This window comes from Yersinia sp. 2542 StPb PI (genome assembly GCF_048593855.1).
Lineage (GTDB): Bacteria > Pseudomonadota > Gammaproteobacteria > Enterobacterales > Enterobacteriaceae > Yersinia > Yersinia enterocolitica_E.
The window spans coordinates 1-23,093 of record NZ_JAZGQA010000063.1; the positions used below are offsets into that span (position 1 = coordinate 1).

A 23,093-nucleotide genomic window follows, 5' to 3' on the forward strand; every position below is an offset into this window, starting at 1 on the left:
ATTAAAATAAGGGAAATTGGAATGAAATTTAAATTACTATCTCTGGCAATGGCATCACTTATCAGCACTAGCGCAATGGCGGTAACTATTGACTATCGTCATGAAATGCAAGATCAAAGTGGTAACACCCACAAAGATCGTTTATTAATGTCACATCGCTTTGCAAATGGCTTCGGTTTGTCACTGGAAGGCAAGTGGAAAGGGGCTCAGGACAAAGATAAAGCATTTAATGAAACAGTCAGCAATGGTACTGAAGTCGTTGCCAGCTATGTATACAAAATTGATAATACATTTTCTATTGAACCAGGTTTCTCATTAGATTCAAGCTCCACAGCCAATAGTTATCGTCCTTACCTGCGTGGTAAGGCTAATATCGTTGACGATCTCTCTGTTTCCTTCCGTTATCGTCCTTATTACAAACGCACCAGCGCCAATATTAATACGCCAAAAGATACATCTGAAAATGGCTATAATCTGACGAGCGTGGTTAGCTATAAATTCTTTAAAGATTACCAATTAGACTATGAGCTGGACTACAAACAAGCCAATAAAGCTGGGGTTATACTGGCAAATAACGAGAACTACGATTGGAGCCACGATTTTAAATTGACTTACAAGTGGGATAAAAACTGGTCTCCTTATATGGCAGTTGGTAACGTTGCTGGCAGCAAAAATACCAACGAACGTCAAACCCGTTATCGCGTTGGGGTGAAATACAGCTTCTGATCCATTATTGAAATAATCAGATTCTGACCTCAGGGGGTCACACCTCACATAACGATTTTTGACAGGTAGCAAGTAATGAAAAAAAGAGCGTTATTCTTGAGTATGGCAGCGCTGGCAACGCTGTATATACCCGCCGGACAGGCAGCGGATACCGATCGTCTCACTGTCGTGAAACAGTATGTCGATAACGTGTTAAGCAAAGCTTCAGATACTTACCACGGTGATAAGCCCAGCCCGTTATTGGCGGATGGTGTTGACCCCCGTACTGGCCAACAAATGGAATGGATATTCCCCGATGGCCGTCGGGCTGTGTTATCAAACTTCTCCGCACAACAAAATCTGATGCGTGTCATGAGCGGCCTGAGCCAGCTTACCCAGGACGCCCGTTACCAAAAACGCGCTGAAGATATCGTTCGTTATCATTTCCAAAATTATCAGGACCCGAGCGGCTTACTCTATTGGGGCGGCCATCGCTTTGTCGATTTGAAAACGCTGCAACCAGAAGGGCCGAGTGAAAAAGAGATGGTGCATGAACTGAAAAATGCCTATCCCTACTATGACCTGATGTTCAGTGTTGATAGTGATGCCACTGCCCGGTTCATTCGTGGTTTCTGGAACGCCCATGTTTATGACTGGCGTATTCTCGAAACCAGCCGCCACGGCGAATATGGCAAACCAATGGGGAAATTGTGGGAAAGTAAATTCGAGCAACAGCCCCCCTTCTTTGCAACCAAAGGGCTTAGCTTCCTCAATGCAGGTAATGATCTGATTTATTCCGCTTCTCTGCTTTATAAACATCAGCAGGAGCCAGAGGCATTAGTGTGGGCTAAGCGTTTGGCCTCGCAGTATGTATTGCCACGTGATGCGAAAACCGGTCTTGGTGTTTATCAGTTTACCCAAGCTCTTAAACGGGAAGAGCCAACAGATGACGCAGATACCCACTCCAAGTTCGGTGACCGCGCCCAGCGTCAGTTTGGTCCAGAGTTTGGCCCGGCAGCATTGGAAGGCAACATGATGCTCAAAGGGCGCACCAGCACGCTTTATTCTGAAAATGCGCTGATGCAACTGCAACTGGGTAAAGATCTGGGCAATCAAGGGCCGGATTTATTGAAATGGACCGTGGATGGCCTAAAAGCATTCGCGCAATATGCTTATAACGATAAGGACAACACCTTCCGCCCAATGATTGCTGATGGGCAGGACTTATCCAATTATACACTGCCGCGTGATGGCTATTACGGCAAAAAAGGCACCGTACTCAAGCCGTACAAAGCGGGCAACGAATTCCTGATTTCATATGCCCGTGCTTATGCCATTGATAATGATCCACTGTTGTGGAAAGTGGCTCGCGGTATTGCAAACGATCAGGGGCTGGGTGATCTCGGTACCGCACCGGGTAAAGAGGTGAAGATCAAGTTGGATACTACCAACAGCGATCCTTACGCATTGTTTGCTTTGTTGGATCTCTACCATGCCAGTCAGGTGGCGGAGTATCGTTTATTAGCAGAGAAAATCGGCGATAACATCGTTAAAACCCGCTATATCGATGGTTTCTTTATGGCTTCACCGGATCGTCAATATGCTGATATAGATGCCATTGAGCCTTACGCTTTATTGGCGCTAGAGGCTTCACTACGCAATAAACCACAGGCAGTAGCCCCTTTCCTGAATGGTGCTGGTTTTACTGAAGGTGCTTACCGAATGGACGACGGTTCAGCCCGGATCTCAACCCGTGATAATGAACTGTTCTTGCTCAATGTGGGTGAGAAGCTGCAACCGAACGGCCGTAAATAGTCCCGACAGCGGCCCGTGCTGGGGCCGCTGTTGGTAAAGTGCCGGGCAGTGGCTTCCCAGGGTTGCTTGTCCCGGCGCTTTCCTCTCGGGTTCCTGTGTCGTGATAAAAAGGATAGGTTGATGAAAAAACAGGTTTTAGCCACTCTGGTGTTAGGTTCGTTGTTCTGCGCATCGGGTTATGCCGCGCAGATTGTTGCTGTCACTGCATCGGGTTATGACAGTGAGAAAGGCCATGTTCCGGCGAATATTGCCGACGGCGATGTAAAAACGCGATGGGCAGCATCAGGAGATAGCTGGATTCAACTGGAATTGGATAAAGCGCAATCCATTGAAAATATTCTCGTGGTTCCATTTAAACCCACCGAACGCAAACTGAAGTTCTCCATCGCCCATTCCAGTGATGGGAAGAGTTGGCAGCCGCTTGCGCAAGGGCTGGAAACCTCTACGGCGGACAAAAACGGTGAGAAGCTGACTTTTGCACCGGTGACAGCCAAATATATCAAGCTGGACACTTTTGGCACAGATATCAATAAGTGGAGTGCCATTAACGAAGTCGCCATTAACAGTGCTGCCACCGTGCCCACCCGGGCAATTAAATAAGCTTACTGGAAATGGCTAACTCGCCCCCTTGACTAATCATCCTTAAAGGGGGCTATTGCTGCAATACATCGGCTGTTCACGTCGTTCAAAAACCTTCTTTTCCCCGACACACCATCCCGATTATTTATCTCATTTCTACCCCTTCTGCGGACTAATCATTTTGGTTAATTGTCTGGTTGATCTGTCTGTTTTTCCGTTGTTGCTCCCGCTTGAAGCGTTTCAGTTCTTAATTTCGTGTTAAGGGTGCAATCCAGTGCAACTAATAATTTCCATATTGTTATGAGGGTGTTATTTTCCGCGCAAGCACGGATAAAAAAGAAGTGTCACTCAATCATCACAAAGAGTTAAGCGACAGGCTGCCGTGTATTTACCCAAAAGGACATAGTCATGAAAGTTTCAATATTTAAAAGTCTTTATTTTCAGGTGTTAACGGCGATTACCTTGGGCGTATTGTTAGGGCACTTTTACCCTGACCTTGGCGCTCAGATGAAACCTCTGGGTGATGGATTTGTTAAACTAATTAAAATGATTATCGCACCCGTGATTTTCTGTACCGTGGTTACCGGTATCGCGGGCATGGAAAGTATGAAGGCCGTTGGCCGTACCGGTGCGATTGCACTGCTCTATTTTGAGATTGTCAGCACCATTGCGCTATTGATTGGGCTGGTGATTGTGAACGTGGTGCAACCCGGTGCCGGTATGAATATCGACCCGGCAACTTTGGATGCCAAAGCAGTTGCACTTTATGCCGAACAAGCCTCGCAACAAGGGATTGTGCCATTCTTGCTGGATATCATCCCAGGCAGTGTGGTAGGCGCGTTTGCCAGCGGTAATATTCTGCAAGTATTGATGTTTGCTGTTCTGTTCGGTTTTGCCCTGCACCGTTTGGGTGAAAAAGGTCAGCTCATCTTTAATGTTATCGAGAGTTTCTCCCGCGTTATCTTCGGTATCATCAATATGATTATGCGCCTGGCGCCGATTGGTGCTTTCGGTGCGATGGCCTTTACTATTGGTAAGTATGGTGTCGGCAGCTTGGTGCAACTGGGGCAGTTGATTATTTGCTTCTACGCGACCTGTATTCTGTTTGTGGTGGTGGTGCTGGGGTCGATTGCGAGATTCAATGGCTTTAACATCTTCAAATTTATCCGCTATATAAGAGAAGAACTGCTGATCGTATTGGGGACGTCATCTTCTGAGTCCGTGCTCCCGCGCATGCTCGATAAGATGGAGAAAGCAGGGTGTAAGAAATCGGTGGTGGGGTTGGTTATCCCGACCGGTTACTCCTTTAATTTGGACGGCACCTCTATCTACCTGACCATGGCGGCAGTGTTTATTGCGCAGGCGACCAACACCCATATGGATGTTATTCATCAGGTCACATTACTGGTAGTACTGCTGCTCTCCTCAAAAGGTGCGGCCGGTGTGACAGGCAGTGGCTTTATTGTGTTGGCGGCGACCATCTCTGCGGTTGGGCATTTACCACTGGCCGGGTTGGCGCTGATTCTGGGTATCGATCGCTTTATGTCCGAAGCTCGCGCCCTGACTAACCTGATAGGTAACGGTGTGGCAACTATTGTGGTTGCCAAATGGTGTAAACAACTGGATAACGACCAGTTGCAGGCGGTGTTATCAAACAAAACACCACCTAACAGTGAGATAAAAAACGGTCTTTCTTCTTCGTAGCATCAAGTGCGAATTCGTAGCACCAAGTGCGCAAGATATAACCAAGATTCCGTCGATTAATACGACCAAATCACTACCGGTGGCTTGCTGTCACCGGTAGCACCTCTGCACTATAATCGCGAAAATAATGCCCCGCGATCCATTTTCTGGTGTTAAATACCCTTTAGCTACTATTTTTTACTCTGTTGAGTGACATCGGCAAAAGCATGCGGTCTAACAGAATGGTACACTGCCACCTCCGGTTTTCACGGTGGCGTTGACCGTTGATTTTTCGCCTAATAATGACGGCAGAGCGATCAGTTTGTGATGGCTGGACTGGGGTTATTAAAGCTGGATTGGTTTATGCATGTCTTTATGGCTGCCATATCGATGGCGCTGACAAGTTAAACATGGGCTGTTCGGGTGAAAACACGACTGGCTGGTGTAAATTTGTATCGTTTTAAAATTGGATAGTTTATTAAGTAGGGGTTCACATGCAGGGCACCAGAATTCGTCTCATAGTTGGTGGATTATTGTTGGCTGCCGCCAGCAGTAATGTGCAGGCTGAAGCACTACAACCCGATCCTGCCTGGCAGCAGGGGAAGTTAGAAAACGGGTTCTCATGGCAGTTGCTGGCTACGCCGCAACGCCCAAGCGATCGGATCGAGTTACGTCTGGTTGTTAATACTGGCTCATTATCTGAAAGCGCACAGCAAGTTGGCTTTGCCCATCTGCTACCACGCCTGGCATTAATGAGTAGCGCGAGTTTTACTCCCGCCCAACTTCAGTCGCTGTGGCAACAAGGGGTCGATAACGAGCGCCCGTTGCCACCGGCCATTACATCTTATGATTTCACGTTATACAGCTTAAGTTTGCCCAATAACCGCCCCGACCTGATGAAGGAAGCGCTGGCCTGGTTATCTGATACCAGTGGCAAGCTGGCTGTAAATGAACAAACCGTTAATGCAGCACTGAATGGTGCCACCGATCCTATTGCCACTTTCCCGCAAAATATTCAGGAACCTTGGTGGCGTTATCGGCTTAAAGGTTCTTCTTTGATTGGGCATGATCCGGGTCAACCTGTGGCGAAGCCGGTCGATGTCGAAAAGCTAAAACAGTTTTATGAACAGTGGTACACCCCGGATGCGATGACGTTGTACGTGGTCGGAAACGTGGATAGCCGCAGCATTGCCGCCCAAATTGGCAAAACGTTCTCTGAGCTGAAAGGGAAACGCGCGACACCTGCACCGATTGCGATGTTAGCGCCATTGCCGCCAGAGCCGGTAAGCCTTATTAATGAACAAGCGGCACAAGATACGCTATCGCTGATGTGGGATACCCCATGGCATCCTATTCAGGATTCCATCGCATTGAGCCGCTACTGGCGCAGTGATTTGGCGCGCGAGGCGCTGTTCTGGCATATCCAGCAAGTGTTGGATAAAAGTGATCAGAAGAACCTGAAACTGGGCTTTGATTGCCGGGTGCAATATCAGCGTGCGCAATGTGCTATCCACTTGAATACGCCGGCTGAAAACCTGACGCCAGGGATGAGTTTTGTCGCCCGTGAACTGGCTAGCTTGCGCGCTAATGGCCTGAGTCAGGCTGAGTTTGATGCGTTGATGGTGCAGAAAAATGATCAGCTAAGTAAGTTGTTTGCAACCTATGCCCGCACTGATACCGACATTTTGATGAGCCAACGTTTGCGTTCACAGCAAAGTGGCGTAGTTGATATCGCCCCGGAACAGTACCAGAAGTTGCGCCAGGCATTCTTGTCGGGTTTGACGCTGGCTGAGCTTAATCAGGAATTGAAACAGCAGTTATCGCAAGATACCACGTTGATTCTGACGCAACCGAAAGGCGAGCCAGAAGTGAATGTGAAGGCATTACAGGCGGCGTATAACGCAATTATGACACCCCATACGGTGGTGCCAGAGGATGCCACGCCAACAGTAGCGGCAGCGGAAGCAGCACCACCAACACCGACCACTGCGCAGTAATCAAAAAAGCCCGGGCGGTATGTGCCGGGCTTGTCGTTAATGAAATGAATTCATGACGATATGAAGCAGCAGAGGCGGACCGTAGCGACGTCAGTCACCGGCCGCCTGAACCTGTTGGCGAGTATCAAACTGCTGGCATTGCCGCCAGTGGAATGATAGCACCACGATATTGAATCACCGTGCTGGCTGTTAAATGGCCACGTACTGCTGCGTCGTGGGCGCTACCGCCCGTTAAGCGAACCGCCAGATAGCCCGCACTGAAGGAATCCCCGGCAGCGGTGGTATCCACCACTTTCTCTTTCGGCAGTTTGACCGCGGGAACATCATATTGATGGGCTTCAAAACCGTCTTTTACCCAGACGATACACGAGTCCGCACCACGCTTGATGATAATCTCGCTCACGCCCAAAGCCTGAGTGCTTGCAATCACCTGTTCCAGTGGCTTCTCGCCCCACAGCATATCTTCATCATCCAGTGTCAGGAACGCGATATCCGTACAGGCTAACATGTCACGGTAGGCTTCCTGAGTCTCTTGCTTGCTCTGCCACAGGCGTGGGCGGTAGTTGTTATCAAAGATAACTTTGCCGCCGTTGGCACGACAGGCGCGCAGCAATTGCAGCAGACGCTGGCGCGATGCGTTGTCCAGAATGGCTAAACTGATCCCACTGAGGTACAGATAATCAAATTTTTCCAGCCGCTGGCAGATTTCATCGGCTGCCGGACTGGTCAACCAGAAACGGGCTGCGGCATCATTGCGCCAGTAATAGAAGGTTCGCTCACCGGTGTTGTCGGTTTCGATGAAGTACAGACCCGGCAACTTATTATCCATACGCTGAATAAGATCAGTGTGGATTTGTTCTTGCTGCCAGGCAGCCAGCATCTCTTCACTGAAGTTATCAGTCCCCAATGCGGTCACGTAATGTACATTCAAAGCCTGCTTTGATACCTGACGGGCAACATACACCGCTGTGTTCAGCGTATCACCGCCAAAACCCCGGCTAAGATCGGTACCTTTTTGTGACAGTTCAATCATGCATTCGCCGATAACGGCAATATTTTTGCTGGTCATGGAAAGCGGCCTATTTCTGAATGATGAGTCAGTGATGGGAATGATATTGGGTTATCCCCGGCTAACTTGACGTTGTAGCGTTGTTTGCAGCCGTGCTACAACGCCAATGACTTTGACTATAGTCTCACTGCTGGCTTAGTCGGAGTCAATAGTATTAAAACGACGTTTTAAATTTTTTATGATGTAGGTCGGGAAACTGACAAGTTTCCCGCCACTCAGAACAGAATTATGGTGATTTCCGCAGTTCGGTGACGCTTTGACCACCAATACCCCAGTTATCAGTGTCCACTTCATCAATCACGACGACCGTAGTCGCGGGGTTTTTACCTAAGGTATCGACTAATAGTTGGGTGACTCCGGCGATTAGCTGTTTTTTCTGCTCCGCCGTCGCTCCTTCGCGAGTAATTTTAATATTTACATAAGGCATACAGACCTCCATTAACATTAATGGCATTATTGAGTTAACTACTGTAGATGGCTTTAATGTACCGTGCCAGCCTGCTTGGGAGCGATAATCTGTCATGCCGCTATATAAAGTTCTGGTCGTTCGAGTCGATAACATCTCCAGAAAGAAAACCGTTTACCACAGGATGCAATCAGGCTGGCCGCGATATACGCTGCCATTACTGTACGGTGTCTTGCAACATGGCGACTAAACTGATGATGACCAATAAAGTATCAGGTTTACTTGCGCCATCCTTTGCCGCTATTGATCGAAATAAAGGACAGAGCTTCTGGCGGCAATGTCAGCGTCGGTACACTTTTCAACCTATCTATCGCACATCTGGTGCGTTGCTGGCGATTGAACTGCTCACGGCTGTTTTTCATCCTTCATCCCCGGATACACGTTTAAATCCAGAGGATTACTTCAGTGCTATTAGTATCCGCGCTCGTTTGGATGTGGTACTGGAGCAGTTGAATATGATTAAGCAGTGGCACGCCATATTTGTTCATCACTCGGTACTGGTTTCGATCAACATTGATGGACAGGCATTGATGGCGATGCAAGATGATCTGCAAGCCAAATTGCTGATCGATGCTATGCCCTATATTCGCTTTGAATTACTCGAGCACGTTGATACCTCCCTTGATACTCCTTTTGCGCGTATTGCTGAAGCTGACCGACTCTGGTTGGATGATTTTGGCAGCGGGCTGGCCAATTTCACTTCATTTATCAGTTGGCGCTATGAGTACATCAAAGTCGCCAGAGATTTATTTATTGTGTTGCAAGAAAGTGAGGTTGGAAACCAACTGTTCTTCACCTTGGTCACCTTAATGGGGCGCTACTGCAAAGGGGTTATAGTTGAAGGGGTTGAGACCTCGCAGGAGTGGGCCATGGTGCAACGCTCTGATGCCGCTGCCGCACAGGGTTATTATCTGTCCCGGCCAACTTCATTTGATAGATTACAGACGCTGCCTATGTTGTTTTGTGGCTAACCTTCTCTGAGAAAAAGCACTTCCCTGCCGTGTTGCCTCTGCGCATCACCGGATTCAACTGCCCAAATAATGGATTCTAAACCATCATCGACTATGGTTAGTGTAGTCTTCTGAATCCGCACTATTAATCAGTTAACTATTTTTATGGCTGATTTTTCGATTAAATTACCGTGAACTGACGTCCATTAAATACGCGCCTGGTGTCGGATTTAGCTTTATCTATTATGAGTACGGGCATGGAGCTGTTATGACAAAAACCGGAAAAGTGCTGACAGGTGTTGGTGGGCTTATCGTGCTGCTACTGGCGGCGACGGTGATTTTCGTGATGACCTTTGACTGGAACCGTTTGAAGCCAACCATCAATGAAAAAGTCTCTGCTGAGTTGCAGCGGCCGTTTGCTATCCGTGGCAACTTGGGGGTGGATTGGTCACGTAAAGGGGATGAGCCGGGTTGGCGCGGTTGGGTACCATGGCCACATATCCATGCTGAAGATTTGGTGTTGGGCAACCCGTCAGATTTAGTCAGTGATAAAACAGATAATAAAACTAACACGCTAGCCACAGATTTTCCGGCTGGGGAAATGGTCACGTTAAAACGGGTTGATGCCAGTATTGCGCCGTTGGCTTTATTGGCACAGAAAGTGTGGATCCCTCGTATCTGGCTAACACAACCGAATGCCAAGCTGCTTCGTCTGGCTAACGGTAAGAATAACTGGACCTTCAATCTGGCCAATAGCCCTACGCAGGGTGAGGCACCTTCTTCATCTTGGTCAGTGAATATTAACGATATTGTGTTTGATCGCGGTGAAATAACCCTCAGTGATGCCATTCTGAAAGCTGAGTTGCACGCCGTGATCGACCCATTGGGTAAGCCATTGCCGTTTGCTGAGGTGACCGGTACTCGTAATGAGACAAAGGATAAACAGGTCACGGATAAGGCGCAGAGCCATACGCCAGATTATGTTTTCGGCTGGAAAATTGACGGCAAGTATCAGAGCCAGCCACTCACCGGCAGCGGAAAAATAGGCGGCATGCTGTCGATGAGTGATGCGAGCGTACCATTCCCGTTGCAGGCTGATGTGCGTTCTGGCTCTACCCGTGTGGTGGTAGCCGGTACCTTAACCGACCCTGGCAATCTGGCGGGATTAGATCTGCAATTGAAATTTTCCGGTGCCAGTCTGGACAACCTCTATCCCCTTATCGGTGTATTGCTGCCCGCGACCCCGCCTTACAATACCGATGGCCACTTAATTGCCAGCCTAAAGCAAACTGGTGGCGCAGTTTATCGCTATGAAAACTTTAACGGTAAAATCGGTGACAGTGATATTCACGGCAGCCTGACCTATACCGCCAGCCAGCCACGGCCGAAATTAACGGGCAAAATGTCATCAGAAAAATTACGTTTTACTGATTTAGCCCCCTTGATTGGTGCTGACTCCAATCAGGAAAAGGCCAATCGTGGTGAGCGAAACCGGCAGCCTGCAAATAAGGTATTGCCAACAGATAAGTTTGATACCAAAAGTTGGGGAGTGATGGATGCAGATGTCACGTATGCGGCTAAGCGTATCGAACGGGATAAATCATTACCTTTGAATAATCTGTCTACCCACGTGGTACTAAATGACGGTGAGCTACGACTCGATCCACTGCGTTTTGGCATGGCGGGCGGTAACCTTAATGCCACTTTGCGGCTGAATGGCAACAAAGATCCGATGACCGGCAAGGTTGATTTGCATGCCCGCCGCCTGCAATTGAAAGAGCTATTGCCACAGGTACAGGCGATGCGCAACAGTCTGGGGCAGTTGAATGGCGATGCATCATTTACCGCTACCGGTAACTCAGTGGCTGCGTTGCTGGCAACCAGTAATGGTAACCTGCGCTTGCTACTGAATCAGGGGCTAATCAGCCGTAGCCTGATGGAGTTGTTGGGGCTGAATGTGGGTAACTATCTGGTGGCGAAGCTGTTTGGTGATGATGAAGTGAAAATTAACTGCGCAGTGGCCGATGTGCAGTTGCGCAATGGATTGGCAACACCGCGCCTGTTTGTTATTGATACCGAGAATGCCATTATCAACATTACCGGTAATATCAACTTTGCTACTGAGCGGTTGGACTTATCGATCAATCCAGAAAGCAAAGGGCTGCGTATTCTGACCCTACGCTCTCCGCTGTATGTGAAAGGAACATTTAAACAGCCTGATGCTGGAGTGAAAGCGGGGCCGTTGATCGCCCGTGGCGCCATTGCTGCTGTATTGGGTGTCGCACTCACACCTGCTGCGGCCTTACTGGCACTGATTTCGCCCAGTGAGGCTGATGAAAACCAGTGCACCCCTTTCCTGCAAAAAATGAAGCAAAAGAAATAGAGCAATAAAAGATCTATCGCCAGGCTAATGGGAGCCGGTAAATCAATCAATTTGAACAGGGTAGCGGCTGGGCGGTGAGAGCGAGTAGCTAACTGCCCAGCCGTTTTAACGCTACGGAGAGACCAGCGGCGGTGGTGATAGAAAATTACAAGCGTGATCTTGCAATTCTTCCACTGATGCGCGGTGCAGTTTCGTCAGACTCGCCTGACTTGCCAGTAGTAAAAATTCCCCATCAGGCAATGCGGTCATGGCTAAACCATAGCGGCCCATACTATCTTTCGCCCCAGCCACCTCATCAGCTAACAGGCGGAATGCACCTGATTGCTGCAATTCAGCAGCCGTTGTGCGCCGTACCAGATAGTCATGACCTAACAGACCACCTGGCAGGGACTGCCACTGCTGACGGAAGTTTGCCTCTTGCGCTGCCAGCGCCGCTTTTACCTGTGGTTTCAGGCAAGAAATATGGATATGTAAATGGTCCTGACTACGCCCGTATCTTGAATTAATGGTTAGCGAGATATCAGCATCATTAATTGGTGCGCCATATTTATCGGCCATAAAGTGACGGGCTTGCCAGGCATCAAAGAAGTAGTTTGGGCTGCTGCTGGTTAACAACTGTGGGCTTTCCATGCCGCTGATTTTGGCAGTCGGCATCAGTAAATACTGCAATGATCCAATGTTCGCTTTATACACCACAAAACCCGCCGGTATATCAGCCGCGACACAAGGTTGTGGGTTATGTTCTGCGACCATATGGGGAACACATTGCTGGCTGACGATTTTCCACAGTGCATCCGCATTGCTAAAACGCAATTTATACACCGCGGCCAGCAGCACAACTGCCAGTAGTATCAGTAAAAACCACGGTTTTTTTATATAACGCGACACGGATTGCCCTCTGTTTTTGATAACGGCGGCCAGTGTAGTGATAAGTCAGCGAGGTGAGCAAACCCCATAATGCTTATTTATCATTAATGGGGTATTGACCCTATCTGGTTGGGCTTATTGGGTGGCCTTGTTTCCCCCGCCTTGCGGTAAGGTTTCATCCTCAGCGTAGTGGGCTGTGGCTATCCAGGCGGCACAAAATAACGTTAGCCGGGCAAAAAAGTAGAAAAACGCCATTAAACCAATAACGGAGCCAAAAGCCGCCCCGGACGGCGAACTGGCAAGGCGTGGTAGCATCATCGTCATGACAAACTTAATTATCTCAAAGCCGATAGCGGCAATCAGGGTACCGCGCAGTAACGCTTTTTTCTTAGGTTTATGGCGCGGCAGAATCCAGAATATCCATAAAAATAACAAATAGTTAGCCGTAATAGAGATCGACAGCGCAATCAGCGTCATAACGGGCCGTAACCAATCAATCCCCCCCAATCCTAATGCATCAACAATGGCAGATTGTGCAGCACCGGCAATTGACGTCAGTGACAGGGTGATAATCAGTGCGATAACCAACCCAGTCAGCGAGATAAAATCGCGGGCATAACGGTAGTAGAACTTTTCCTGATCCTGTGGATTACGCTCCCACACATCTCGTGATTGAGCACGAATCGCCTCGCGTAAGTTCCCCATCCAACTGATACCGGAATACAGCGCAATCGCTAAGCCAGTCAAGCCGACGGTGGTGCGCTGCTGGATTGCGGTATTTACCGTGTTTTTAAGTGTAGCGGCCAGTGTTGGATCACTGATGGTATTGACAATTTTATTAATTAATTCAGCTAATAAGTCAGGATTAGACGCCAGGACAAAACCGACTGCGGCGAAAGAAACCATCAAAATAGGGATCAGTGACAAAAAAGAAAAATACGTAATAGCTGCACCAAACTGGCTGCCCATCCGGTCATTAAAGCGATCGGTGGCACGGATAATATGGGCAACCACTGGGTAAGCTTTGATGTGGTTACTCAGCCGGGTCATATAGGAAATGGCTTTTTTGCCGGTTTCAATCCCCGCCGCCAGTGGGGCTGAGTTGTCTTTCGGTGCGTTCGGCATAATTCTCCTCAGTGGCCTTAATCCATGCCTTATGCAGATGATTATTCTACAAAATATGATACAAAATGGCAGCAGCCTGTTGATAATAGCAGAGTCGACGTCTATCACAACCTAACCAACAGTTATGCTGGGGTGTCGGTCGGAATTCTGTATGACCACGGATATCTCGATAGCTTATGTGTGCTCAATCATCATCACCGCAGTGGTATCCACGGCCAGTGCTTCAAAAATATGTTCCACATCAGCAGAATAGCTAATGTAGTCTCCTGCGTTTAACTCAACTGCTTGGTCAACTGGGCCGATTCTGGCTTTTCCTGAACTGATAATCACATGTTCAATGGTACCGGGCATATGTGCTCGGGAGCGCCTGAGTTCACCGGGTTGAACATTAATCCGATAGATATCCCGCTGTACCCCTGTGGGGCAGGCAGCCAGCAACGTCGCGGTGTAGTTCGCCTGTTCAGAAACCGCAGTAATCCCTTCATTGGCCCTGATCACCTGAACATGCAAGCACGGCTGGGCGATAAGCCGACTGACCGGGACATCCAGTGCCATGGCTAACGACCACAGTGTTTCCAAACTGGGATTACCCGCTCCGCCTTCCAATTGCGATAACGTCGATTTCGCGATACCTGCACGCTTTGCTAATTCCGTTACCGTCAGTCCTAACTTCTCACGTTCCCGGCGAATAGAGGCAGAAAGCAAGCCAATCGGGGTTGCTGCTTGGTCTGAGTTATCGGGCATAAAGTGAGTCATTGTTCACCATATCATTCATTTGTTCATCTTGACGAACGGTTGATTGTCGTTCACCATAATAGTCACTTGTTCATTTTAATGTATTGTCTGTTGAGTGCCAAGCACTCAAATACAAAAGCATCCTGGCAGCGATTACGGAGAGAGAATGATAAAAATGAAAGCTCGCGGGGCAATGGAAATGGTCGCAGCTATGCTTATTTCCGGTACTGTGGGCTGGCCGGTTATCGCATCAGGGCAACCTGCGGTAACAGTTGTGTTCTGGCGTTGTGTATTTGGTGCATTCGCCATGTTTATCGCTTGTGCCATGCTGGGTTTACTCAAACGCGGTGTGCTCACGCGACAGCATATCGTGATTGCAGTTATCGGTGGTATTACGCTGGTATTGAACTGGGTTCTACTGTTTGGCGCTTACTCTTATGCCTCCATTTCGGTGGCAACCGTTACCTACCATACTCAACCCTTTATGCTGGTTGGGCTGGGGGTGCTGTTTTTTGGTGAGAAATTAACAGTAAATGCGCTCTGTTGGTTGCTGGTCGCTTTTGGCGGGATGCTGTTTATCATTATCGGGCAACCGGGGGCCATCACCTCCGGTTCTGACTACCTCTTCGGCATCATTATGGCGCTGGGGGCGGCATTCATGTATGCGGTAACGGCCGCGATTATCAAGCGGCTAAAAGGCTTGCCACCACATCTGATTGTACTGATTCAGTTGTTGGTCGGCGCTATTTTGCTGGCACCCTTTGTGTGTTGGTCTGATTTACCGCTATCAGGCAGCACATGGGGATTACTGTTCATTATCGGCGTGGTTCACACTGGGCTAATGTCCGCACTGTTGTACGGCGCGATTCAGAAAATCCCGACCAGTTTGGTTGGTACGTTATCTTTTATTTATCCGGTTGTGGCGATTATTGTCGACTGGTTGGTATTCGATCACCGCTTGAGTATCGTGCAAATAGCTGGAGCAACCGCCATCCTATTGGCTGCTGCGGGCATGAATTTTGGCTGGAAATTACTAAGGGATCACCCGGGAGAAAGTAAGAAATATTCGTGAAGATAGAATTTAAAACAATAAAAAAGGCTATCAACCCTGCGGTCCATAGCCTTTCTGGTCTTTTACCAAACCTTAACGCATGGTTACAAACTCTTCTGCGGCGGTCGGGTGGATAGCGACGGTGTTGTCGAAATCTTTCTTGGTCGCGCCCATTTTCACGGCGACAGCAAACCCTTGCAAGATTTCATCCATACCGAAACCGATACCATGGATACCAACAATCTTCTCTTCCACCCCTACGCAGACTAATTTCATCCGGCATGGCTGGCGGTGCTGAGTCACTGCGCTGTACATTGCAGTGAATGAAGATTTGTATACTTTCACCTGATCGTCGCCAAACTTCTCGCGTGCTTGCGGCTCAGTCAGGCCAATAGTACCGATTGGCGGATGGCTGAATACCACGGTTGGGATATTACTGTAATCCAGATGCTCATCCGGCTTGTTATTGAACAAGCGTTCAGACAAACGGCGACCCGCAGCCACGGCTACAGGGGTCAGTTCAACCGCACCGGTGTTGTCCCCGACGGCGTAGATACCTTTGACGTTAGTGTTTTGGAACTTATCAACTTCGATATAGCCTTTGTCATTGGTTTTGACACCGCTGGCAGACAGATTGAGGTTGTCAGTTGACGGTTCACGGCCAATGGCCCAAATCAGGTGGTCAACGGTGACTTCAGTGCCATTTTCCAGTTGTAGCGTTAGGCTACCATCGGCGTTTTTAATCACCGCTTTTGGTACCGCGTCGGTATGCAGTGTTGGCCCTTCGGTGTTCATCACTTCAAGCAGAGTTTCAACAATCAGCGGATCAAAAGTACGCAATGGTGCATGTTTGCGCACAAACAGATGGGTTTCTGTGCCTAACCCATTGAGCACCCCGGCGATTTCTACCGCGATATAACCTGCACCTACTACGGCAACTCGCTTTGGCATCTCGTCTAATTCGAAGAAGCCATCGGAGTTAATCCCGTATTCTGCGCCAGGGATATTCGGGTGACTTGGGCGGCCACCGGTGGCGATCAGGATGTGATCAGCAGTGATTTTTTCACCGTTCACTTCCACAGTATGCGCATCAACAAAACGCGCGAAACCATGAATAACATCTACTTTGTTATTGCCTAAACCACGTTCATAAGACTGATGGATACGATCGATGTAAGCAGTACGGTTAGCGATCAGCTTTTTCCAATCGAAATGGTTCACCGTGGTATCGAAACCGTAATCTGGGCCATACAAATGAATCGCTTCTGCAATTTGCGCGGCATGCCACATTACTTTTTTCGGCACACAACCAACGTTGACGCAGGTGCCACCAAGTTGTTTAGCTTCGATCAGCGCACACTTTTTGCCGTACATGGCTGCCCGGTTGATCGACGCGATCCCACCACTGCCACCGCCAATTGCCAGATAGTCGTAATGTTTGGTCATCAGAATCGTTCCCACGTTGTTTAAAATTTGCCTAACAGTTTAACGCTTACCCGAGTTTTGTCGCAAAGGTTGCGTCAATGGCTCTGATTCGCGTGACCAATTGATTTAGGCTGTGTTTATTCTGGCACTACCCACTTCACCAGGGTATGACCATGACCCGATGGCACCAGCACGTTGTGCAGCCACGGCAACAAGGTATTCATCTGTTGTTCTAGCTTCCACGGCGGGTTAATCACAATCATGCCAGATGCGGTCATACCATGTTGGTCACTGTCCGGGCGCACTGCCAGCTCAATTTGCAAGATACGGCGGATGCCGGTGGCTTCCAGATCCCGTAACATACGTTTGATTTGCTGACGTAAAACCACTGGATACCATAATGCATAGGTACCCGTTGCAAAGCGTTTATAGCCTTCCTGAATACCTTTCACCACATCCTGATAATCCGTTTTCATTTCATACGGCGGATCAATCAGAACAAAACCCCGGCGTGATGATGGGGGCAATTGTGATTTAAGTTGTTGATAACCATCGGCACGTTGAACTTTAGCTCGCTCATCTTTAGCAAACTCATTGCGCAGCAACGGGTAGTCGCTTGGGTGCAGTTCAGTCAGATGAATTTTGTCATCTTCACGCAATAAATGGCGGGCGATTAATGGTGAACCGGGGTAGTAACGCAGTTTTTCACTACGGTTAAAGTAATTGATAGCACTCATATATGGCGCTAAATCAGCAGGTAAATCATCTCGTTGCCACAGTAGGCCGATACCATCAAGGTATTCACCCGTGCGCTCGGCATGCTCACCGCTTAACTGGTAGCGACCGGCACCGGCGTGGGTATCCAAATAAAGGAACGGTTTTTCTTTTTCCTTCAAAGACTCAATAATCAGACTTTGAACGGTATGTTTAAGAACGTCGGCATGGTTGCCGGCGTGAAAACTATGGCGATAACTTAACATTTTATTTTAACCAATTGATATTCTAATTTAAATCAAGGATTTAGCGAGAATATATGCTGTAGATTGTGGCAGTGCTTTTTATCTGTGGATGCGACAAACACCCGGGTGAGAAACCGCAGCCAGCACATTATGGCAACTAGTATAAACTGTCTGGTGGATAAAAACTGAATTGCATTAATTTGTGATGAATACCTGATCTGACCTCAATGGATATAATAATGACTAACAAGATAATTGCTGAGCACTACCCAGACGCTTTGCTCTGGTCCTTTGGCGACAGTTCTGAGATGGCAGATGAATTGGCGCAATTGGTCATCAACGGCGCTAAAACAGCGACTTGTTGCTCCTATCGTGCTTATAAATCAGAAGCTTCGCCCAGTGTTGGTGATTACAATGTCATTCTCGATGGCCGAGGCACACCGGTTTGCGTCATTAGAACCATGAGCTTAACGCTGGTCCGCTATTGTGATGTCACCGCAGAAATGGCGGCCAAAGAGGGGGAGGGAGATAAAAGCTTGGCTTATTGGCAGACCGGGCATCGGGCCTTCTTTGAACGGGAGGGTGATTTCTCCCCTGAGATGCTATTGGTCTTTGAGCAATTTAAGCTGGTTGAGGTTTTTGCTACACCCGCAGTGCGAGCTTGATTGCCAAAATAGGTGGGTAATCAATAGTCGTCAGGCCGCCAGCCATTGATTTTCATGTTGATAGACCTCATGTTAATCATACATAGATAATTTATAAGTCGTCGTTGTATTCACCATCGCGGCGGTATTGAAAACGATCATTGATATTCAAAAGAATCATTGATATCCAAAACTATAATCAGGACTGCCCTATGACAAATCCGCTGTTGACCCCGTTCTCCCTGCCGCCATTTTCTGCGATTCGCCCCGAAGATATCGTGCCTGCGGTGAAATCCGCACTGGATGAATGTCGTCAAGCGGTGGAGCGGGTAGTTGCCCAGCCAGGACCTTTCACCTGGGATAACCTGTGTCAGCCATTGGCTGAGTCTGACGATCGCTTATCGCGTATCTGGTCGCCGGTCGGGCATTTAAATTCGGTCAAAAATAGCCCGGAACTGCGCACTGCATATGAACAAAGCCTGCCATTGCTGTCGGAATACGGTACTTGGGTGGGTCAACATAAAGGTTTGTATCAGGCCTATGTCAGTCTGAAAGAAGGCCCGGGGTTTGATGCATTGACAGCCCCACAGCGCAAAGCAGTAGAGAATGCACTGCGCGATTTCCAGTTATCCGGTATCGGTTTGCAACCCGATCAGCAGAAACGTTATGGCGAAATTGTCGCCCGCTTGTCTGAGTTAGGCTCCACTTACAGCAATAACGTGCTTGATGCCACCATGGGCTGGAGCAAGTTAATTACTGATGTTAACCAATTGCAAGGCTTGCCAGAAAGTGCCCTGGCTGCGGCTAAAGCTATGGCTGAAGCCAAAGAGCAGGATGGTTGGTTGCTGACACTGGATATGCCAAGTTATCTGCCGGTTCTGACCTATGCTGATAACGCTAAATTGCGCGAAGAGATGTATCGCGCCTTTGCTACCCGTGCCTCTGATCAGGGGCCAAATGCCGGTAAGTGGGATAACAGTGAAATCATGGCGGAAATTCTGACATTGCGCCATGAATTGGCACAACTGTTAGGTTTTGGCAGCTATGCCGATAAATCGCTGGCGACCAAAATGGCAGAAAGCCCGCAACAGGTGCTTGGTTTCCTGAACGATTTGGCGAAACGCGCCCGTCCGCAGGCTGAAGAAGAGCTGGCACAATTACGTGCTTTTGCTGAAAAACACTACGGCGTCAATGAGTTGGCTGCCTGGGATATCACCTATTATTCAGAGAAACAGAAGCAGCATCTGTTCTCCATCAGTGACGAGCAATTGCGACCTTACTTCCCGGAACAGCGGGTGGTGGAAGGGTTATTCGAAGTCGTTAAACGTATTTACGGTATTAGCGCCAAAGAGCGCCGAGATGTGGATACCTGGCATCCAGATGTGCGTTTCTTCGAACTCTTTGATGCCAGCGGTGAACTGCGCGGCAGCTTCTATCTTGACTTGTATGCCCGTGAGCACAAACGTGGCGGTGCCTGGATGGATGATTGCGTCGGTAGCCTGCGTCTGGCGAACGGTCAATTGCAAAAGCCGGTGGCTTATCTGACCTGTAACTTTAACGGGCCAGTCGGCGGTAAACCGGCGCTGTTCACCCATAACGAAGTCACCACCTTGTTCCATGAATTCGGCCATGGCCTGCATCACATGCTGACCAAAATTGATACTGCCGGCGTCTCGGGCATCAATGGTGTCCCTTGGGATGCGGTCGAATTGCCGAGCCAGTTTATGGAAAACTGGTGCTGGGAGCCACAGGCGCTAGCGTTTATTTCCGGCCATTACCAGACGCACGAGCCATTACCGCAAGAGATGCTGGATAAACTGCTGGCGGCCAAAAACTATCAGGCGGCGCTATTTATTCTGCGTCAATTAGAGTTCGGCCTGTTCGATTTCCGCATGCATTATGAGTTCGATCCACTGACCGGTGCACAGATCCTGCCGATCCTGTATGAAGTGAAAAAGCAGGTGGCAGTGGTACCGTCACCGACATGGGGCCGCTTCCCACATGCTTTTAGCCATATCTTTGCCGGTGGCTATGCAGCGGGTTACTACAGCTATTTGTGGGCAGAAGTGCTCTCGGCAGATGCATTCTCGCGTTTCGAAGAAGAGGGGATTTTCAATGCTGCCACCGGGCAGTCCTTCCTCGATAATATTCTGTCCCGCGGTGGCTCTGAAGAGCCGATGACGCTGTTCAAGCGCTTCCGTGGCCGTGAACCGCAGTTGGATGCTATGCTGCGCCATTACGGTATTAAGGGCTAGAACGTGTCACAAGTCAGTATCTGTTTATTGTCTGAAGCAGGCGCCGCCCCCGGCGCCTTGTCTATTTTGGCTGAGCGTTGGGGTTTGGTGTCTGACGAGCAGGCCATTATGGCGCTGGTGTTGACACCTGAGCGCCTTGAATTGCGCAAGAGGGATGAGCCGAAGCTCGGTGGCATTTATGTCGATTTTGTCTCCGGTACGTTGGCGCACCGCCGCAAGTTCGGTGGTGGGCGAGGGGAAGCGGTAGCCAAAGCTGTCGGTGTCAAAAAGGGTTATCTTCCCCGCGTGGTCGATGCTACCGCAGGCTTAGGGCGGGATGCGTTTGTTTTGGCGGCGCTGGGTTGCCAGGTGCAAATGCTGGAGCGCAATCCAGTGGTGGCAGCATTGCTTGATGATGGTTTGTGTCGCGGTTATCAGGATGCTGAGATTGGTCCGTGGCTGCGCGAACGGTTGACGCTGTTGCACGCCTCCAGCCTGATAGCACTGGCAGATATTGAACCCCGGCCAGAAGTGGTTTATCTCGATCCGATGTACCCGCACCGGCAGAAAAGTGCGCTGGTTAAAAAGGAGATGCGGGTGTTCCAATCGCTGGTGGGTGCGGATGAAGATGCCGATGGTTTATTGGCACCGGCCCGCGCGTTAGCTACCAAACGGGTGGTGGTGAAGCGGCCAGATTATGCCGAACCGTTGGCAGGAATAGCTGCGTCAGCGGCTGTAACCACTAAAAGTCATCGTTTTGACCTCTATATGCCACTTCCTTGATGCTATTACAGTGTCAGTTGGCCCTGTGGCGGTAACGCCAATGACTTTGGGTATATTGCTTGGGGATTATGAGCCTCTAATGAGGCTCACCCGACGGGCCAGCGCAAGCGCTGTTCAACATGGTTTACAACCAAGTTGTCACTCAATTGCCGCCTTCCTGCAACTCGAATTATTTAGGGTATAAAGCGTTATGAAATAAGCTGTGGGCTGAAAATAAAATCATTGTGAGTGAATTGATGTTTGCCGATAAATCTTATCATCATATCGACTTTGCTTATTTTTGGATCGAAATCAATCATCAGATAGGTAATATTAGCGACATCATCATATTTCTGCATTAATTCTGTTTGACCATTCGCGCTGAATTGATTGACCATAACAATATTATTATTATGGCCAGCCATAATGAATGATAAATCAATTTTATCTTCACCAGATGTAAAGTCGATGATGGTATCGGTATATTTCTTGGTGGAATCTCTGCTATTACGGTATTGGAAAATATCACACCCCTCTCCCCCTTTCATCCGGTCAGCGCCGCGCCCGCCGAATAGCCGGTCATTGCCACGGCCCCCGAATAGCCTATCATTTCCCACCCGGCCCCTTAATTTGTCATCACCACCCCCTCCTTTCAGGGTGTTATTTGATCGGTTACCGTTGATTTCATCATCACCGCTACCGGCGATGGCATTTTCAATCACGACTTTATCTGCAATTGAGACATTGCCTCTCAAGCCGCCAATATCAGAGAAACCACGCTTAGTCAGCGTGATTCTTTGGTCTTGATGATAACCTGAGAAATCAAACGTATCGGTACCACCGGCATCCCACACGCAGAATATCAACTTGTCGCTAGCGTGGGTTGCAGTAAAGTAATCCCTATTACTATTGGAATTGAAACCATAAGTCGTATCACCGGTTCGGCTACGGCTATTGGCACCGTAAAGGTATTGAAGTGCTAAAATATCATAGAGTTGCGGTGTTGATGCAAAGTTACCCCCGTAGATTGCTCCTGAGTTGAACTCAGATAAATAGCTCATTACGCTGGTTTGTTGTGTTAAGCCTACAGTGTCATGAGTATGTTCCAAGCCGAGTGCATGGCCGAGTTCATGCATAAACACCCGACCACCATAGTTTGATGGTGTGGGGGCTAGATTCTCGTCTATCTTCGCATTAATAAATATTGGACTGAGGCTACTAGAATTTGGGGAATAGGCATAACCGCCAATTGCCCCCTCAAGTGACACATTGGCAATGGGGATGTTAGCTATAACATCATCTTTAGCCTCACTAAATTTAATATTCGCCACATCAGCAATGGCGAGCATAGCCGTTCTTACCTGGTGAATTTGGGCTTCATTAAGGGGATCGGCCGGAGCACCCTCAACTGATTTATAATAATGGTAACCTATTGGTATTTGTTGGCTAAATGAATAAGTGATAATACTTACTCCATTCTTATCTTTATTTTGCCATTTGTTTCTGCTGGTTATCGCTAATAGATTAATCGCCTTTGATTTATTAATGTCAATACTATTATTAATATCTACAGCTCTGACGTTATTCTTAGTCTGTTCCCTGAGCATTATTATTCCTCATAATTTAAATGATTTACTTTGCTAT

At 48.5% G+C, this 23,093-nt stretch carries 19 protein-coding genes; 11 read left to right on the forward strand and 8 right to left on the reverse strand.

The window, feature by feature from the left end; all coding sequences use genetic code 11:
• Positions 1 to 21: 21 nt before the first annotated feature.
• From V1952_RS10040 to V1952_RS10060, 5 genes are all read left to right on the forward strand, one after another.
• On the forward strand, positions 22 to 726 hold the full coding sequence (locus V1952_RS10040) for an oligogalacturonate-specific porin KdgM family protein (RefSeq protein ID WP_083161368.1): 705 nt from the start codon (positions 22 to 24) through the stop codon (positions 724 to 726).
• Between the two features lie 75 nt (positions 727 to 801).
• Positions 802 to 2,520 (forward strand): pectate lyase, encoded by a 1,719-nt coding sequence (locus tag V1952_RS10045; RefSeq protein ID WP_372560262.1) that lies wholly within the window; start codon positions 802 to 804, stop codon positions 2,518 to 2,520.
• A gap of 120 nt (positions 2,521 to 2,640) precedes the next feature.
• Positions 2,641 to 3,120 (forward strand): discoidin domain-containing protein, encoded by a 480-nt coding sequence (locus V1952_RS10050; protein ID WP_420074695.1) that lies wholly within the window; start codon positions 2,641 to 2,643, stop codon positions 3,118 to 3,120.
• Positions 3,121 to 3,507: 387 nt separating this feature from the next.
• Positions 3,508 to 4,803, forward strand: coding sequence for a dicarboxylate/amino acid:cation symporter (locus V1952_RS10055; RefSeq protein ID WP_372560264.1), 1,296 nt, complete (start codon positions 3,508 to 3,510; stop codon positions 4,801 to 4,803).
• 473 nt (positions 4,804 to 5,276) lie between these two features.
• Positions 5,277 to 6,779, forward strand: a complete 1,503-nt coding sequence (locus tag V1952_RS10060) for a M16 family metallopeptidase (RefSeq protein WP_372560265.1) — start codon at positions 5,277 to 5,279, stop codon at positions 6,777 to 6,779.
• 124 nt (positions 6,780 to 6,903) lie between these two features.
• Here V1952_RS10060 and V1952_RS10065 read toward each other — a convergent pair whose 3' ends face one another.
• Both V1952_RS10065 and V1952_RS10070 read right to left on the reverse strand, forming a co-directional pair.
• A complete protein-coding gene (locus V1952_RS10065; protein WP_372560266.1) occupies positions 6,904 to 7,848 on the reverse strand; it encodes a sugar kinase in 945 nt (314 codons plus the stop codon).
• Between the two features lie 226 nt (positions 7,849 to 8,074).
• Complete coding sequence (locus tag V1952_RS10070; RefSeq protein ID WP_420071504.1) at positions 8,075 to 8,275, reverse strand: 2-hydroxymuconate tautomerase family protein; 201 nt, start codon at positions 8,273 to 8,275, stop codon at positions 8,075 to 8,077.
• A gap of 218 nt (positions 8,276 to 8,493) precedes the next feature.
• Between V1952_RS10070 and pdeH the strand changes: the two genes are divergently transcribed.
• Complete coding sequence (pdeH, locus tag V1952_RS10075; protein ID WP_193784750.1) at positions 8,494 to 9,285, forward strand: cyclic-guanylate-specific phosphodiesterase; 792 nt, start codon at positions 8,494 to 8,496, stop codon at positions 9,283 to 9,285.
• A 247-nt stretch (positions 9,286 to 9,532) separates the two neighbouring features.
• Positions 9,533 to 11,647, forward strand: a complete 2,115-nt coding sequence (locus V1952_RS10080; RefSeq protein WP_420071505.1) for an AsmA family protein — start codon at positions 9,533 to 9,535, stop codon at positions 11,645 to 11,647.
• A 111-nt stretch (positions 11,648 to 11,758) separates the two neighbouring features.
• On the opposite strand, the gene V1952_RS10085 is transcribed toward V1952_RS10080, so the two are convergent.
• The 3 genes from V1952_RS10085 to V1952_RS10095 form a co-directional block, all read right to left on the reverse strand.
• Entirely contained in the window at positions 11,759 to 12,535 is a 777-nt protein-coding gene (locus V1952_RS10085; RefSeq protein ID WP_420074696.1) for a CDP-diacylglycerol diphosphatase, read from the reverse strand.
• A 114-nt stretch (positions 12,536 to 12,649) separates the two neighbouring features.
• The gene (yhjD, locus tag V1952_RS10090; protein ID WP_420071507.1) at positions 12,650 to 13,639 is read right to left on the reverse strand and encodes an inner membrane protein YhjD; all 990 of its coding nucleotides are present in this window, start codon (positions 13,637 to 13,639) and stop codon (positions 12,650 to 12,652) included.
• Positions 13,640 to 13,813: 174 nt separating this feature from the next.
• A complete protein-coding gene (locus tag V1952_RS10095) occupies positions 13,814 to 14,383 on the reverse strand; it encodes a helix-turn-helix domain-containing protein (protein ID WP_420074697.1) in 570 nt (189 codons plus the stop codon).
• Between the two features lie 160 nt (positions 14,384 to 14,543).
• Here V1952_RS10095 and V1952_RS10100 point away from each other — a divergent pair, with 160 nt between their 5' ends.
• Positions 14,544 to 15,446 carry a DMT family transporter gene (locus V1952_RS10100; protein WP_372560685.1) on the forward strand — a complete coding sequence of 301 codons (903 nt, stop codon included), beginning with the start codon at positions 14,544 to 14,546 and terminating at the stop codon, positions 15,444 to 15,446.
• Between the two features lie 72 nt (positions 15,447 to 15,518).
• Here the strand turns inward: V1952_RS10100 and gorA are convergent, their stop codons facing one another.
• Entirely contained in the window at positions 15,519 to 16,871 is a 1,353-nt protein-coding gene (gene gorA / locus V1952_RS10105; protein ID WP_372560271.1) for a glutathione-disulfide reductase, read from the reverse strand.
• A 116-nt stretch (positions 16,872 to 16,987) separates the two neighbouring features.
• A complete protein-coding gene (locus V1952_RS10110; RefSeq protein ID WP_372560272.1) occupies positions 16,988 to 17,830 on the reverse strand; it encodes a 23S rRNA (adenine(2030)-N(6))-methyltransferase RlmJ in 843 nt (280 codons plus the stop codon).
• 218 nt (positions 17,831 to 18,048) lie between these two features.
• Here V1952_RS10110 and V1952_RS10115 point away from each other — a divergent pair, with 218 nt between their 5' ends.
• The 3 genes from V1952_RS10115 (at position 18,049) to rsmJ (ending at position 21,470) form a co-directional block, all read left to right on the forward strand.
• Positions 18,049 to 18,474 (forward strand): ASCH domain-containing protein, encoded by a 426-nt coding sequence (locus tag V1952_RS10115; RefSeq protein ID WP_372560273.1) that lies wholly within the window; start codon positions 18,049 to 18,051, stop codon positions 18,472 to 18,474.
• 191 nt (positions 18,475 to 18,665) lie between these two features.
• Positions 18,666 to 20,708 carry an oligopeptidase A gene (gene prlC, locus V1952_RS10120; protein WP_372560274.1) on the forward strand — a complete coding sequence of 681 codons (2,043 nt, stop codon included), beginning with the start codon at positions 18,666 to 18,668 and terminating at the stop codon, positions 20,706 to 20,708.
• A 3-nt stretch (positions 20,709 to 20,711) separates the two neighbouring features.
• On the forward strand, positions 20,712 to 21,470 hold the full coding sequence (gene rsmJ / locus V1952_RS10125; RefSeq protein WP_372560275.1) for a 16S rRNA (guanine(1516)-N(2))-methyltransferase RsmJ: 759 nt from the start codon (positions 20,712 to 20,714) through the stop codon (positions 21,468 to 21,470).
• Between the two features lie 188 nt (positions 21,471 to 21,658).
• Here the strand turns inward: rsmJ and V1952_RS10130 are convergent, their stop codons facing one another.
• Complete coding sequence (locus V1952_RS10130) at positions 21,659 to 23,056, reverse strand: M10 family metallopeptidase C-terminal domain-containing protein (protein WP_420074698.1); 1,398 nt, start codon at positions 23,054 to 23,056, stop codon at positions 21,659 to 21,661.
• Between the last annotated feature and the right edge of the window lie 37 nt (positions 23,057 to 23,093).

Coding starts and splice junctions, on each gene's coding strand:
- V1952_RS10040 (WP_083161368.1), top strand. CDS start 22: ATGAAATTTAAATTACTATCTCTGGCAATGGCATCACTTATCAGCACT.
- V1952_RS10045 (WP_372560262.1), top strand. CDS start 802: ATGAAAAAAAGAGCGTTATTCTTGAGTATGGCAGCGCTGGCAACGCTG.
- V1952_RS10050 (WP_420074695.1), top strand. CDS start 2,641: ATGAAAAAACAGGTTTTAGCCACTCTGGTGTTAGGTTCGTTGTTCTGC.
- V1952_RS10055 (WP_372560264.1), top strand. CDS start 3,508: ATGAAAGTTTCAATATTTAAAAGTCTTTATTTTCAGGTGTTAACGGCG.
- V1952_RS10060 (WP_372560265.1), top strand. CDS start 5,277: ATGCAGGGCACCAGAATTCGTCTCATAGTTGGTGGATTATTGTTGGCT.
- V1952_RS10065 (WP_372560266.1), bottom strand. CDS start 7,848: ATGACCAGCAAAAATATTGCCGTTATCGGCGAATGCATGATTGAACTG.
- V1952_RS10070 (WP_420071504.1), bottom strand. CDS start 8,275: ATGCCTTATGTAAATATTAAAATTACTCGCGAAGGAGCGACGGCGGAG.
- pdeH (WP_193784750.1), top strand. CDS start 8,494: ATGGCGACTAAACTGATGATGACCAATAAAGTATCAGGTTTACTTGCG.
- V1952_RS10080 (WP_420071505.1), top strand. CDS start 9,533: ATGACAAAAACCGGAAAAGTGCTGACAGGTGTTGGTGGGCTTATCGTG.
- yhjD (WP_420071507.1), bottom strand. CDS start 13,639: ATGCCGAACGCACCGAAAGACAACTCAGCCCCACTGGCGGCGGGGATT.
- V1952_RS10095 (WP_420074697.1), bottom strand. CDS start 14,383: ATGCCCGATAACTCAGACCAAGCAGCAACCCCGATTGGCTTGCTTTCT.
- gorA (WP_372560271.1), bottom strand. CDS start 16,871: ATGACCAAACATTACGACTATCTGGCAATTGGCGGTGGCAGTGGTGGG.
- V1952_RS10110 (WP_372560272.1), bottom strand. CDS start 17,830: ATGTTAAGTTATCGCCATAGTTTTCACGCCGGCAACCATGCCGACGTT.
- V1952_RS10115 (WP_372560273.1), top strand. CDS start 18,049: ATGACTAACAAGATAATTGCTGAGCACTACCCAGACGCTTTGCTCTGG.
- prlC (WP_372560274.1), top strand. CDS start 18,666: ATGACAAATCCGCTGTTGACCCCGTTCTCCCTGCCGCCATTTTCTGCG.
- V1952_RS10130 (WP_420074698.1), bottom strand. CDS start 23,056: ATGCTCAGGGAACAGACTAAGAATAACGTCAGAGCTGTAGATATTAAT.